9 protein-coding genes are annotated in these 14,044 nt (G+C 61.6%); 6 read left to right on the top strand and 3 right to left on the bottom strand.

Features of this window, described 5'->3' with window-relative positions; genetic code table 11:
• A partial coding sequence (locus tag EI969_RS22210; protein WP_160389662.1) for a retention module-containing protein occupies positions 1–3,637 on the bottom strand: 3,637 nt, incomplete at its 3' end.
• Between the two features lie 588 nt (positions 3,638–4,225).
• On the opposite strand from EI969_RS22210, the gene EI969_RS22205 reads away from it, so the two are divergent.
• From EI969_RS22205 to EI969_RS22195, 3 genes are read left to right on the top strand one after another with little or no spacing between them, the layout of a single operon-like run.
• Positions 4,226–5,584 (top strand): TolC family outer membrane protein, encoded by a 1,359-nt coding sequence (locus EI969_RS22205; protein ID WP_160389661.1) that lies wholly within the window; start codon positions 4,226–4,228, stop codon positions 5,582–5,584.
• A 16-nt stretch (positions 5,585–5,600) separates the two neighbouring features.
• Positions 5,601–7,760: a type I secretion system permease/ATPase gene (locus EI969_RS22200; protein WP_160389660.1), complete on the top strand. Its 2,160-nt coding sequence runs from the start codon at positions 5,601–5,603 to the stop codon at positions 7,758–7,760.
• 9 nt (positions 7,761–7,769) lie between these two features.
• Positions 7,770–9,125, top strand: coding sequence for an HlyD family type I secretion periplasmic adaptor subunit (locus EI969_RS22195; protein WP_056721436.1), 1,356 nt, complete (start codon positions 7,770–7,772; stop codon positions 9,123–9,125).
• A 144-nt stretch (positions 9,126–9,269) separates the two neighbouring features.
• On the opposite strand, the gene EI969_RS22190 is transcribed toward EI969_RS22195, so the two are convergent.
• A complete protein-coding gene (locus tag EI969_RS22190; RefSeq protein ID WP_160389659.1) occupies positions 9,270–9,866 on the bottom strand; it encodes a tRNA-uridine aminocarboxypropyltransferase in 597 nt (198 codons plus the stop codon).
• Between the two features lie 5 nt (positions 9,867–9,871).
• The gene (locus EI969_RS22185) at positions 9,872–10,765 is read right to left on the bottom strand and encodes a LysR family transcriptional regulator (protein ID WP_007972518.1); all 894 of its coding nucleotides are present in this window, start codon (positions 10,763–10,765) and stop codon (positions 9,872–9,874) included.
• 326 nt (positions 10,766–11,091) lie between these two features.
• Here EI969_RS22185 and speB point away from each other — a divergent pair, with 326 nt between their 5' ends.
• From speB to EI969_RS22170, 3 genes are read left to right on the top strand one after another with little or no spacing between them, the layout of a single operon-like run.
• A complete protein-coding gene (speB, locus tag EI969_RS22180) occupies positions 11,092–12,042 on the top strand; it encodes an agmatinase (RefSeq protein ID WP_160389658.1) in 951 nt (316 codons plus the stop codon).
• Positions 12,043–12,051: 9 nt separating this feature from the next.
• Positions 12,052–12,474 carry a nuclear transport factor 2 family protein gene (locus tag EI969_RS22175; RefSeq protein ID WP_160389657.1) on the top strand — a complete coding sequence of 141 codons (423 nt, stop codon included), beginning with the start codon at positions 12,052–12,054 and terminating at the stop codon, positions 12,472–12,474.
• Positions 12,475–12,529: 55 nt separating this feature from the next.
• Positions 12,530–14,041 (top strand): cytosine permease, encoded by a 1,512-nt coding sequence (locus EI969_RS22170; RefSeq protein ID WP_160389656.1) that lies wholly within the window; start codon positions 12,530–12,532, stop codon positions 14,039–14,041.
• Positions 14,042–14,044: the final 3 nt, after the last annotated feature.

Genomic DNA, 14,044 nt, shown 5'->3' with positions numbered 1-14,044 from the left:
CGGTCAACTCGCCGCCCTCAACGTTCAATCCGCCGATCGTCACCGGATCATCGTTGTTGTGGATTTGCAGCACCAGGTTCGCAGTACTGCTGTCGCCGTCCGAATCGGTGATGGTGTAGGTGAAGGTCTCAGTGCCGTCGCCACCGCCGTGCAGGGCTTTGAAATCGGCATCACTGGTATTGAGCGTGTAGGTGTACGTACCGTTGGCATTGAGTACCAAAGTACCGTAGGTGCCAGTGAAAGTGCCGGGAGTGATCGGCCCGGCGTTTTCGCCAACCGTCACTCGGTCAGCGCCCTGCACGTCATTGGTCAGCACATTGCCGTTGAGGGTCAACAGGGTTTCCGAAGCCGTCGAAGCGTTGCTGTCGTTCACGCCTTGCGGCAGGTCGTCGACGATATTCACGTCCAGTGAACCAGTCGCCGTGGTGCCGTTGTCGTCGACCACAGTGACGGCGAACTGCTCAGGCAAGGTGTTCGCGCCGTTCGCAGTCGCGTGCGCTTCGTTGTCGTTGAGGGTGTAGCTGTAGCTCACCACGCCGGTCGCGGCGTTGAAGCCAGTGATGGTCAGCGTGCTGCCCAGCGGTGTGGTGATCGATTGCGGGAAGCCGGCGGCTACGCCAGCGGTGACTACGGCGATTCCGCCCACAGTCAGGCTCGTCACGCCGTCCAGTGCGCTGACAGTAAACGTGCCATTTTGAGTGAGCGCAGTGGCATCCGGCGCACTGCCGTCGCCGAGGTTTTTCTCGAAGACGGTCAACTCGCCACCCTCAACGTTCAATCCGCCAATCGTCACCGGATCATCGTTGTTGTGGATTTGCAGCACCAGGTTCGCAGTACTGCTGTCGCCGTCCGAGTCGGTGATGGTGTAGGTGAAGGTTTCGGTGCCGTCGCCACCGCCGTGCAGGGCTTTGAAATCGGCATCACTGGTATTGAGCGTGTAGGTGTACGTACCGTTGGCATTCAGCACCAGGGTGCCGTAAGTGCCGGTGAAAGTGCCGGGAGTGACCGGCCCGGCATTTTCGCCAACCGTCACTCGGTCAGCGCCCTGCACGTCATTGGTCAGCACATTGCCGTTGAGCGTCAGCAATGTTTCCGAAGCGGTCGAAGCGTTGCTGTCGTTCACGCCTTGCGGCAGGTCGTCGACGATATTCACGTCCAGTGAACCTGTCGCCGTGGTGCCGTTGTCGTCGACCAGAGTGACGGCGAACTGCTCAGGCAAAGTGTTCGCGCCGTTGGCGGTCGCGTGCGCTTCGTTATCCACCAAGGTGTAGCTGTAGCTCACGATACCGGTCGCCGCGTTGAAGCCGGTAATGGTCAGCGTGCTGCCCAGTGGCGTAGTAATCGATTGCGGGAAGCCGGCGGCCACGCCAGCGGTGACCACGGCGATACCGCCCACGGTCAGACTGGTGACGCCATCGAGAGCAGTGACGGTGAAGGTGCCGTTCTGGGTCAGCGCAGTGGCATCCGGTGCACTGCCGTCGCCGAGATTCTTCTCGAAGACGGTCAACTCACCGCCTTCAACGTTCAATCCGCCAATCGTCACCGGATCATCGTTGTTGTGGATTTGCAGCACCAGGTTCGCGGTACTGCTGTCGCCGTCCGAATCGGTGATGGTGTAGGTGAAGGTCTCAGTGCCGTCGCCGCCACCGTGCAGGGCTTTGAAATCCGCATCACTGGTGTTCAGCGTGTAGGTGTACGTGCCGTTGGCATTCAGCACCAGGGTGCCGTAAGTGCCGGTGAAAGTACCTGGGGTAATCGGCCCCGCATTTTCGCCAACCGTCACCCGGTCGGCGCCCTGCACGTCGTTGGTCAGCACATTGCCGTTGAGGGTCAACAGGGTTTCCGAAGCCGTCGAAGCGTTGCTGTCGTTCACGCCTTGCGGCAGGTCGTCGACGATGTTCACGTCCAGTGAACCCGTCGCGGTGGTGCCGTTGTCATCGACCAAGGTGACATCAAACTGCTCAGGCAAGGCGTTCGCGCCATTGGCCGTCGCGTGCGCTTCGTTGTCGTTCAGCGTGTAGCTGTAGTTCACCACGCCGGTGGCAAGATCGAAGCTGGTAATGGTCAGGGTGTTGCCCAGTGGCGTAGTAATCGATTGCGGGAAACCCGCCGCCACGCCACCGGAGACCACGGCAATACCGCCCACAGTCAGGGTGGTTATGCCGTCCAGTGCAGTGAAGGTGAACGTGCCGTTCTGGGTCAGCGCAGTGGCATCCGGTGCGCTGCCGTCGCCGAGGTTCTTCTCGAAGACGGTCAGCTCGGGCCCCCCAAGATTCAAACCGCCAATCGTGTCAGGGTCATCGTTGTTGTGGATCTGCAGCACCAGGTTCGCCGTGCTGCTGTCGCCATCGGCGTCCGTCAGCGTGTAGGTGAAGGTTTCGGTGCCGTCACCACCACCGTGCAACGCCTTGAAGTCGGCATCGCTGGTGTTCAGGGTGTAGGTGTAAGTGCCGTTGGCATTCAGCACCAGGGTGCCGTAGGTGCCGATGAAGGTACCGGGGGTGATCGGCCCGCTGTTTTCACCGACCGGCACCCGGTCGGCGCCTTGCACGTCGTTGGTCAGCACGTTGCCGTTGAGGGTCAGCAGAGTCTCCGAAGCAACACCATTGCCGTCGTCGATCGCCTGGGGCACGTCGTCGGTGATGTTGATATCCAGCGAACCGGTGGCGCTGTCGCCATTGCTGTCGCCGGCCACCACGGTGAAGTGCTCGCCGACAGCGTTGGCGCCCTCACCGCTCGCATGGGTTTCGGCGCCGTTGAGGGTGTAGCTGTAGCTCACGACACCGGTCGCCGGGTTGTAGCCGGTGACGGTCAGGGTGCTGCCCAGCGGGGTGGTGATCGACTGCGGAAAACCTGCCGCCACGCCGCCGCTGATCACGTTGATGCCGCCGATGCTGAGGCTGCTCAGCCCGTCGGGGGCATTGACGGTGAAGCTGCCACTTTGGGTCAGCGCGCCCGGGTTCCTCGCCGAACCGTCGGCCAGGTTGGCCTCATTGACGGTCAGTTCGCCATTGGCCACCGACAGGCCGTCGAGGGTCACCGGATTGTTCGGCACCTCCGGCACCTCCGGCGTCACTGGCGGCACCACAGGGGCATCGGCCGCTACGACGTTGTTGTTCGGATCAGCGTTCAGGCGTTCTTCGGGAAGTTCGGGAATGCCGTTGAAACCGGCAGTCGGGAAGCCGATGGTGGGGTCGACTCGCCCACCCACTTCTTCGAGCATGACGAAACTATGGCCACTGCCCTGCACGCCGCCCGGTGCACCGGTGGTGGTGGTGGCCGGCCCGGCCGCGGTGGCTTCAGCGGTCTGGGTCGGGTCGTCGCCCGCCGCAATGGCTTTTTGCAGTTGTTGAACATCCGTCAGCTGGGCCTGGCTCGGCGTCACCGCCTCCGACGAGTCCACATGGGGAATATGATTGGCGAGCAACTGCGGGGTCATCTGCATGCTGCTGCCGCGCCCGAGGGTCAGCTCCTGGCCATTTTGCAGATGCACCGCCACCGCGCCTTCGGCGCCGGTGCTCAGTTGGTCGCCGGCGAACAGCTTGTCCCCCTCGACCAAAGCACGCCGGGTGCCGTCGCTCGCAACCGCGAACACCTGACCAATGACCTTACTGACGATTCCGATGAGCGTAGCCATATGCACTTCCTCCGCTGCCAACCGCTGTCGGCACCTTGTTTGTGCGAAGAACGTGCTCATGGCTCAAGCGGGTTGTCTGGCGAATCGTATTGCGGGTATCGGTTTACTTGAGTAAGCCGTGGCCCCGGCAACGATCTCGCCCAGCCATTCGCTCACGGCGCTGTTTACGATTTCGGGAAAAACCCTCTGCAATCAATGGCATCGGATCCCTGTTCGCAACGACCTTGCCTGTGAGCGATGCGTAACGATCCTGAATCACCCAGGTGACAAAAAACCGTCACCACCAGATCGTTCGCGTCCCTCCCCTCCAGCACTTCTCCGCTCTATGTCGATAAGTGGATTGGAACTTTTCCTCAAGCCCCGGTGAGCGCCCTAGAGCTCGTAAAACAAGGGCTTTCGAATTGAACAATGTGCTGGATTTCGCAGAGCGCATAAGTTTTTTTCGGCATAAGCGTTATGAAAAAAATTTCTTAGCTACGCTCCAGAATGTTCTTAGCTCTTTTGTTAAAGACATGAAACAACTTTACCTATAAATGTCGTCAAATAATTGGCGACTGATAAGCACCATCAGGAATCAGGGAGATGTACATGCGCCTATTAACCCCCCTCGCCAGCGCGGTTCTTTTGGCCATGGCCTGCTCGTCCCAGGCTCAGGCCATGACGCTGACCGAAGCGATCCAGAGCACCATCGCGACGCACCCGGAACTGGCATCGCGGGTGGACAGCCGTCTGTCGGCTGATGAAGACGTGAAGGTCGCCAAAGGGGGCTTTTATCCATCGGTCGATCTGAACGCTGCCTATGGCCGCGGCTACAGCGACAACACCAATACCCGGGCGCTCGGCAATCACCACACCGAAACCCTCAACTACACCCAGTCGGAATTGCGCCTGCGGCAAATGCTGTTTGACGGGTTCAACACCGCCAATGAAGTCGATCGCACCAAAGGCGTGGTCAACTCGCGAGCCTATTACGCCCAGGGCACCGCCCAGGACCTGGCCCTGCGCACCACCGAGGTTTATCTCGAAGTGCTCAAGCGCCGCGAACTGGTGACACTGGCCAAGAACAACCTGCAAGCGCACTTGCGGGTCAACGACCAGATCGGCCTGCGCACCGAGCGCGGTGTGGGCAGCAACGCCGATGCCGATCAATCCACGGCTCGCCGGGCACTGGCGGAAAACAACCTCGACACCGCCGAAGTCGATCTGGCGGATGCCGAGTCGAACTTCTACGCCGTTGTCGGGCGCCTGCCCGATGAGCTCGAAACCCCGCCGTCGATTCGCGGCGAAGTCCCTTCTTCCCTGCCCGAAGCCCAGCAGAGCATGGTGGAAAACAACCCTTACCTGAAATCCGCCCAGGCCGACGTGCAATCGGCCGAAAGCCAGTACGAAGTCGCCAAGTCGCCGTTCTACCCACGCCTCGACGCCGAGGCCGCCGTGGGTGCGAACAACAACGTGCAGGGTGACGAAGGCCACGACAACGAATGGCGGGTCGGCGTGGTGATGAACTACAACCTGTTCCGCGGTGGCAGCGACAAGGCGCGCCTGGCCTCCGACGCACACAAGATCAACCAGGCCATGGACATCCGTAACAACGCCCTGCGCCAGTTGAACGAAAACATCCACCTGGCCTGGAACGCCATGGTCAATGCCAAGAAACAAACCCCGACCGCCCGTGAATACGCCGACACCAGCAAGCGAGTACGCGTGGCCTATCAGGATCAGTTCGGCCTCGGCCAGCGGACCCTGCTCGACCTGCTCGACAGTGAAAACGAACTCTACAACGCCAACCGTCGCTACACCGAGGTGCGCTACACCGAAGAGTTTTCGATGTACCGTGTACTGGCGAACATGGGCCAGTTGCTGAGCAAGCAACGGGTCGTACTGCCCGCCGATGCCATCGCCCAGACAGAAGTGAAAAACGAAGCGCGTCTGCCTGAATTGAAGTAGTGCACGGGAGCGTTCAATGACCAGCATGGAACCCGGCAACACCGGTGTCGATCCGCGCCTGAGCTTCGATGACCCGCTTCTGGACGGTCTGTTGATCCTCTGCAAACTCCACGGCGCGACGGTCAGTCGCGCCAGCCTGAGTGCCGGGCTCCCCATGGCACACCAACGCATGAGCCTGGACCTGCTGCCCCGTGCAGCGGCCCGGGCGGGTTTGCAGGCGCGCTTGCTGCGTCGTGATCTCAAGGACATCTCCGCGCTCAACCTGCCCGTGCTGCTGTTGCTCGACAACGGTCGCACGGCCGTCCTGCGTCGTTATGGCGAAGACGGCAAGGTGCTGATCCTGCCCAGCGAAGCCGACGGCGGCGAACAATGGCTCAGCCCCGAGGAGCTGGCCGAACACTACAGTGGCCAGGCGCTGTTTGCCCGGCCACGCCACGAACTCGAAGACTTGCGCTCGCCGCTGGTGCCGCGGGTCCAGGCCTGGTTCCGCGACACGCTGAAGCTGTCGAAATGGCTCTACAGCGACGCGATCCTGGCGAGTTTCCTGATCAACCTGCTGGGCCTGATGGTGCCGCTGTTCGTGATGCAGACCTACGACCGCGTAGTGCCGAACCAGGCCACTTCGACCTTGTGGGTGCTGGCGATCGGCTTGCTGATCGGCACCGCTTTCGAACTGGTGCTGCGGGTCGTGCGCGCGCACTTGCTGGATACCGCGGGCAAGAAAACCGACGTGATCCTGTCCGCCACCCTGTTCGAGCGCATCACCGGCATGTCGATGAAAGCGCGGCCGGCGACCATCGGCGGGTTTGCCCAGAGCATTCATGACTTCCAGGGCCTGCGGGAATTTCTCACCGCCGTGACTCTCACCAGCCTGATCGACCTGCCCTTCTGCCTGCTGATGCTGCTGGTGATCGGCCTGCTCGGTGGCTGGCTGGTGGTGATCCCGATCCTGGCGTTTCCGATCACCATCATCTTCGCCATGGTGATCCAGGTACGCCTGCGTGACACCGTACAAAAAAGCCTCACTCTCGGCGCCGAACGCCAGGCGTTGCTGATCGAAACCCTCAGCGGCCTGGAGACCCTCAAGGCCTGCAGCGCCGAAAGCGAGCGCCAGCACAAATGGGAAAGCACCCACGGCGCCCTCACCCGCCTCGACAGCCATGCACGCAACCTCTCGGCCCTGGCCACCAACGGCACCCTGTTCATCCAGCAGCTGTCCGGCATGGCGACCATCGTCGCCGGGGTCTACAGCATCATCGCCGGCAACCTGAGCGTCGGTGCCCTGGTGGCCAGCTACATGCTCGGCAGCCGGGTGCTGGCGCCATTGGGGCAGATCGCCGGCCTGATCACCCGTTACCAGCAAGCGCAACTGACCATGAAAAGCACCGACGCGCTGATGGGCCTGCCCCAGGAGCGCGACGCCAGGCAACGGCCGCTGGAGCGCACCCAACTGCAAGGTGCGCTGGATGTTGTCGGCGTGACCTTCCACTACAACGGCCAGAGCGCTCCCGCCCTGGGCAATGTCAGCTTCAGTGTGAAACCCGGGGAGCGCGTCGGCATCATCGGCCGCAGCGGCTCGGGCAAAAGCACCCTGGCGCGACTGGTGATGGGGTTCTACGAACCGGATGAAGGCCAGTTGCTTCTCGATGGCCTGGACCTGCGGCAACTGGACGTCGCCGACCTGCGCCATCAGATCGGTTACGTCGCCCACGACTTGCCGCTTCTGGCCGGCAGCCTGCGCGACAACCTGACCCTCGGCGCGCGCTATATCAGCGATTCACGCATGCTCGAAGTGGCGGAAATGACCGGCGTGACCGAACTGGCCCGGCAACATCCGCAAGGTTTCGACCGGCCCGTGGGCGAGCGCGGGCAACTGTTGTCTGGCGGCCAGCGCCAGGCAGTATTGCTGGCCCGGGCGATGTTGCTCGACCCGCCCATCATGCTGCTCGACGAGCCCACCAGCGCCATGGACAACAGCAGCGAAGACGTCCTGCGGCAAAAACTTCACGGCTGGGTCCAGGGCAAAACCATCCTGCTGGTGACCCACCGCACCTCGATGCTGAGCCTGGTGGACCGGTTGGTGGTGCTGGACAACGGACGGATCGTCGCCGACGGTCCGAAAGAAGCGGTCATCGATGCACTGCGCAAGGGCCGTGTCGGCTCTGCGGCCGTCTAGGAGTAGCCCATGTCTGCCGATCAAGGATCCCGCGGCTACTTCGACAGCTTCAACAAAAGTGCCGAAACCGAGTTCATGCCGGAAACCGCCGGCGCCTCGTTGCAGGACTCGCCGCGTTGGTCGCGAATCACCGTGTGGCTGGCCGCCGCGCTGCTGGTCAGCGCGCTGGTCTGGGCCAAATTCGCCGTGTTGCAGGAAGTGACGATGGGCGAAGGCAAGGCGATTCCGTCGAGCAAGGTCCAGGTGATCCAGAACCTGGAGGGCGGCATCGTCACTGAAATTTTCGTCCGCGAAGGACAAATGGTGAACAAGGGCGACACCCTGCTGCGCCTCGATGATACGCGCTACCTGTCGAACAAGGGCGAAAGCGAAGCCGATCGCTACGCCTTGACCGCGCAAGTCGAACGGCTTTCGGCCGAAGCCGAGGGCCGACCGTTCAAGCTGTCAGAAGAAGTGATCGCCAAGGCACCGCAAGTGGCTGAAGACGAGCGCTCGCTGTACGAACAGCGTCAACGTCGACTGGCCAGCGAACAACGCACCCTGTCCGAACAACTTCGGCAAAAGACCCAGGAACTGGCGGAGTTTCGCTCGAAACAGGGGCAATTCAGTTCAAGCCTGGCGTTGCTGCAGCAAGAAATGAACATGTCCACGCCACTGGTGGGCACCGGTGCGGTATCACCGGTGGAAATCCTCCGGCTCAAACGCAGCGCGGTGGAAATTCGCGGCTCATTGAACGCCACCACCCTGGCGATTCCCCGGGCCGAATCGGCGATCAACGAGATCAAGAGCAAGATCGACGAGTCGGAACAGACCTTCCGTTCGGAAGCCGCCAAAGAGCTGAATGAGAAACGCACCGACCTGTCGAAAATAACGGCATCGAGCATCGCCATCGACGACCGCGTGACCCGCACCACCGTGGTCTCCCCCGTTCACGGCATCATCAAGGTGTTGAAGGTCAACACCATTGGCGGCGTCGTCCAGCCCGGCAGTGACATGGTGGAAATCGTGCCGCTGGAAGACAACCTGCTGATCGAGGCCAAGGTGCGCCCGCAGGACGTTGCGTTCCTGCATCCGGGACAGAAGGCCATGGTCAAGTTCAGCGCCTACGACTACACCATTTACGGCGGCCTGAGCGCCAAGCTTGAACTGATTGGTGCCGACACCATCACCGACGACAAGGGCAACAGTTTCTATCTGATTCAAGTGCGTACCGATAAAAACCATTTGGGCGGGGACGTTAAACCGCTGCTGATCATCCCGGGGATGGTGGCGACGGTGGACATCATTACCGGGGAGAAAACCGTGCTGGATTACTTGCTCAAACCGGTGTTGAAAGCGCGGACCGAGGCGATGCGGGAAAGGTAGTCTTTTTCAGAAGTTGCGGTGATTGAACCGGCCCCATCGCGGGCAAGCCCGCTCCCACAGGTTCAGTGGCGTTCGCAGGCTTTGTGTACACAACGGACACTGTGGGAGCGAGCTTGCTCGCGATGAGGCCAGCAAGACCACCGATCATTTTTCAGAATGATTACGCTGATAAACCTCCTCCCCCATCGCCGCAATCTGCCCCTCGATCAACGCCTCGAACGGCTTCAGCAACGGCGCAAACGAAGTCGGTGCCTCAAGGGTCTCAAGCGCCTGCACAATCGCTTCCACCGTCGACAACGCCCCCGGCCCCGGCGCCTTGCGCAGCCGATAGCGAGACACGCCGCCTTCAGCCAGCGTCACCCTCGGCAACGCCGCCAGCAGCGGATTGAGGTGCAACATCTTGCGCGCCTTGCGCCAGGTGCCGTCCGGGACGACCAGCAGCAACGGTTCGTCTGTCGTGGCATAAGCCTGCATCGGCTGCGCCTCCTCGCCGGGGAACAACAGGCGCGCCTGATACCCCGGCCGGCTCAACAGCGTCGGCAAATCCTCGAACACCTCCCCCACGATCAACTCGGCGTTGTTGAGGCCCAACGCCGCCAACCGCGCCGTATTCAGCGCATGGTTCACTTCGCTCGAATGCTGCAACAGCAACACCCGGGTGCGGCTGTCGAGGCTCGGGATCAACGGGCACAGGCAATGAGTTTGCGGGCGCAGACAACGCGGACATTGAATTCTGGACATCGTCTTTACGCCTGATTCAGTTGTGCTTTGAGCAGATCACGGAAAGTCTGGATCAGCGGTTCGCGGCTACGCCCCCGACGCACGATCATCGAGAACGGCGCCTGATAACCAAAGGTCGCCGGCAGCAACACCCGCAAATCACCCTTGTCGGCCCAGGCCTGGGCGTAGTGCTCCGGCAGGTAGCCGATGTAGGCGCCGGACAGCACCAGAATCAACTGGGCCTCCATGCTTTCCACCGTCGCAGCGCTGTGCTTGAAGCCGTGTCGCGCCAGTTCGGCCTGGCTCCAGTAACCACGACCGACCATGCGCTGCTGGGTGATGACCTGCTCGGGAATGCGCCGCTCATTGAACAGCGGATGCCGCGTGCTGCAATACAACCAGTGTTGTTCACGGTACAGCGGCATGTACACCAGGCCGCTCATGCGCGTGGAAAACGCGCCGATGGCCAGGTCGAGACGGTTGTCCTGCACGCCGAGCTGCAATTCGTAAGGGCTCATCACCGACAGGTGCAAGTGCACGGCCGGGTGTTCCTGGCTGTAGGCGCCGATGGCTTCGGCAAACGGCAGGGCCTTGTCGCTGACCGTGGAGTCGATCACCCCGAGGTTCAAGGTACCGCGCAACTCGCCCTTGAGGGCCGCGGCGTACTGCTCGAAGCCTTCGAGTTCGCCCAACAGACGCAGGGTTTCCTGATGGAACAGTTCGCCCTTGCTGGTCAGGCTGAAACCGCCGCGGCCGCGATGGCAGAGCACCAGGCCGAGGGCCGCTTCGAGCTGGCTCATGTAGGTGCTGATGGCCGACGTCGAGAGATTGAGCTCTTGCTGGGCGTTGGCGAAACCCTGATGGCGCACCACGCTGACGAAGATGCGCAATAGTTTCAGGTCGGGTAAAGCGTTGGCCATGGGGGCTCCGTACAAAGTGTCAGTTGAGTCCGCTTTGTCTGTAGGGCGATTGCTGCGCAATCGATCGCCAGCAAGCCGGCTCCTACGGACGACACAGACCTGTAGGAGCCGGCTTGCTGGCGAAGGGTCCGTTCGACCAACGCATCGCTCAAGCCGAGAAGTCTATCCCGGCCTCCGCCATTAGTTTAGAAAAATCTGAACTAAGTATTTGCCCGTAGCGATTCTTTCCGGCCACTACATTTCGCAGAATCGGCCCACAACGGTGCCCGTCCCTTCCGTGAACGGTGCAACCCAATAAATAAAACAACGACGATGAGGCCCTACCCGTGGACAAGATTCTTCACCAACCACTGGGCGGCAACGAAATGCCGCGCTTCGGCGGCATCGCCACCATGATGCGACTCCCCCACTTGAATACCGCTGCCGGCCTGGACGCTGCCTTCGTAGGCGTGCCGCTGGACATCGGTACCTCGCTGCGCCCCGGTACCCGCTTCGGGCCTCGCGAAATCCGCGCCGAGTCGGTCATGATCCGCCCGTACAACATGGCCACCGGTGCTGCGCCGTTCGACTCGCTGTCGGTTGCCGACATCGGCGACATCGCGATCAACACCTTCAACCTGCTGGATGCCGTGCGGATCATCGAAGAATCCTACGACAACATCCTCGAACACGATGTGATCCCCCTGACCCTGGGCGGCGACCACACCATCACCCTGCCGATCCTGCGTGCCATCCACAAGAAGCACGGCAAGGTCGGCCTGGTGCACATCGACGCCCACGCCGATGTGAACGATCACATGTTCGGCGAGAAAATCGCCCACGGCACCACTTTCCGTCGCGCCGTTGAAGAAGGCCTTCTGGACCCGGACCGCGTCGTGCAGATCGGTCTGCGTGCCCAGGGCTACACCGCCGATGACTTCAACTGGAGCCGCAACCAGGGCTTCCGTGTGGTTCAGGCCGAAGAGTGCTGGCACAAATCGCTGGAGCCGTTGATGGCTGAAGTCCGCGAGAAAGTCGGCGGCGGTGCTGTCTACCTGAGCTTCGACATCGACGGCATCGATCCGGCGTGGGCACCGGGTACCGGCACCCCGGAAATCGGCGGCCTGACAACCATCCAGGCGATCGAGATCGTTCGTGGCTGCCAAGGCCTCGACCTCGTCGGTTGCGATCTGGTAGAAGTCTCGCCCGCTTACGACACCACCGGCAACACCTCGCTGCTGGCCGCCAACCTGCTGTACGAAATGCTCTGCGTACTGCCTGGCGTAGTCCACCGCTGAGGATTGGTCATGAATGAACGCGATCAGGTTCTGAAAGCCGCCGCCGACCTGGTGTCCGCTTTTGCCCGTAACGATCGCGAAGCCTACTTCGGCGCGTTCAGCACCGATGCCAGCTTCGTCTTCTACACCCTCGAGCAGCCCCTGCTGTCGCGCGACGCCTATCAGGCGATGTGGGACAGCTGGCGAGCCGAGGATGGCTTCGAGGTGCTTTCGTGCACCTCGAGCAACGCTTTCGTCAGCCTGCAGGGTGACGTGGCGATTTTCATCCATGACGTAGCCACTGAGCTGCGCATGCAAGGGGAGCAGCACTTTAGCCAGGAGCGCGAGACGATTGTTTTCAAGAAACAAGCGTCTGGCCAAGAACAACAAGGCCTATGGCTGGCCTGCCACGAACATTTGTCCGCGATGCCGGAAGGGCTGCCAACCCCTTAGCCAACACAGGTGACGCTCACGCACGATGAGCGCGCCTTTATGATCGGAGCAGATCATGAATAACAAAAACAACGAAAAAAGCCTTAGCAGCATCGAAACAAACGGGGTCGAACAGATCCCGGACAACGAGCGTGACGCCAAGCCCAGCGATCTGTTTCGCTTGATCTTCGGCGGCGCCAACACCTTTGCCACCGCCGTTCTCGGCAGCTTCCCGGTACTGTTCGGCCTGTCATTCCAGGCTGGCGTCTGGGCGATTGTGCTGGGCGTGGTACTCGGCTCGCTGATCCTGGCGCCGATGGGCCTGTTCGGCCCCATCAACGGCACCAACAACGCGGTATCGTCCGGCGCGCACTTCGGCGTCCACGGGCGTATCGTCGGTTCTTTCCTGTCGCTGTTGACCGCAATCGCGTTCTTCTCGCTCTCCGTCTGGAGTTCGGGCGATGCGCTGGTGGGCGGTGCCAAGCGCCTGATCGACCTGCCGGAAACCGATCTGACCCTGGGCCTGGCCTACGGTCTGTTCGCCCTGCTGGTACTGACGGTCTGCATCTACGGTTTCCGCTTCATGCTGTGGGTCAACCGCATCGCGGTATGGGCGGCGAGCCTGTTGTTCCTGCTGGGCGTCTTTGCTTTCGCACCGGCGTTCGACAGCCAGTATGCCGGCACCGTAGCCATGGGCCAGGCCGGTTTCTGGGCGGCGTTCATCGGTGCGGCACTGGTCGCCATGAGCAACCCGATCTCCTTCGGTGCGTTCCTCGGTGACTGGTCGCGCTACATCCCGCGTGATACGCCCAAGGGCCGCATCATGGTGTCGGTGATTGCCGCGCAACTGGCCACGCTGATTCCGTTCCTGTTCGGCCTCGTCACCGCCACCATCGTCGCGGTCAAGGCTCCGGACTACATCGCCGCCAACAACTATGTCGGTGGCCTGCTGGCCGTATCGCCGAGCTGGTTCTTCCTGCCGGTGTGCCTGATCGCCGTGATCGGTGGCATGTCCACCGGCACCACCTCGCTCTATGGCACCGGCCTGGACATGTCCAGCGTGTTCCCGCGAGTGTTGTCGCGGGTCAAGGCCACGCTGCTGATCGGCGTGATGTCGATTGCCTTCATCTTCATCGGGCGCTTCGCGGCCAACCTGGTGCAGAGCGTGTCGACCTTCGCCGTACTGATCATCACCTGCACCACGCCGTGGATGGTGATCATGATCATCGGCCTGCTGGTGCGTCGCGGCTTCTACTGCCCGGATGACCTGCAAGTGTTCACCCGTGGCGAGAAAGGTGGCCGCTACTGGTTCACCCACGGCTGGAACTGGCGCGGCATGGGTGCCTGGATCCCGAGCGCGGCCGTCGGTCTGTGCTTCGTGAACCTGCCGGGTCAGTTTGTCGGTCCACTGGGCGAAATGGCCGGTGGGATCGACATCAGCCTGCCGGTAACCCTGGGCCTGGCTTCGGTGGTGTACCTGGTGTTGCTCAAGATGTTCCCGGAAGCGAGCGCAGTATTCGGCCCGAACGATTCACGCAGCAAGAGCACGGATTCGCTCGTTAAACCGGCGATGCGTCAAGTCGCCTGATTA

Origin of the sequence: Pseudomonas sp. PB101 (assembly GCF_009764265.1) — a bacterium.
GTDB lineage: Bacteria > Pseudomonadota > Gammaproteobacteria > Pseudomonadales > Pseudomonadaceae > Aquipseudomonas.
This window is presented reverse-complemented; position numbering and strand designations above follow the sequence as displayed.

What these genes read in the sequence shown, in the direction of transcription:
- EI969_RS22205 (WP_160389661.1), top strand. Translation starts at nt 4,226, where the DNA reads ATGCGCCTATTAACCCCCCTCGCCAGCGCGGTTCTTTTGGCCATGGCC.
- EI969_RS22200 (WP_160389660.1), top strand. Translation starts at nt 5,601, where the DNA reads ATGACCAGCATGGAACCCGGCAACACCGGTGTCGATCCGCGCCTGAGC.
- EI969_RS22195 (WP_056721436.1), top strand. Translation starts at nt 7,770, where the DNA reads ATGTCTGCCGATCAAGGATCCCGCGGCTACTTCGACAGCTTCAACAAA.
- EI969_RS22190 (WP_160389659.1), bottom strand. Translation starts at nt 9,866, where the DNA reads ATGTCCAGAATTCAATGTCCGCGTTGTCTGCGCCCGCAAACTCATTGC.
- EI969_RS22185 (WP_007972518.1), bottom strand. Translation starts at nt 10,765, where the DNA reads ATGGCCAACGCTTTACCCGACCTGAAACTATTGCGCATCTTCGTCAGC.
- EI969_RS22175 (WP_160389657.1), top strand. Translation starts at nt 12,052, where the DNA reads ATGAATGAACGCGATCAGGTTCTGAAAGCCGCCGCCGACCTGGTGTCC.
- EI969_RS22170 (WP_160389656.1), top strand. Translation starts at nt 12,530, where the DNA reads ATGAATAACAAAAACAACGAAAAAAGCCTTAGCAGCATCGAAACAAAC.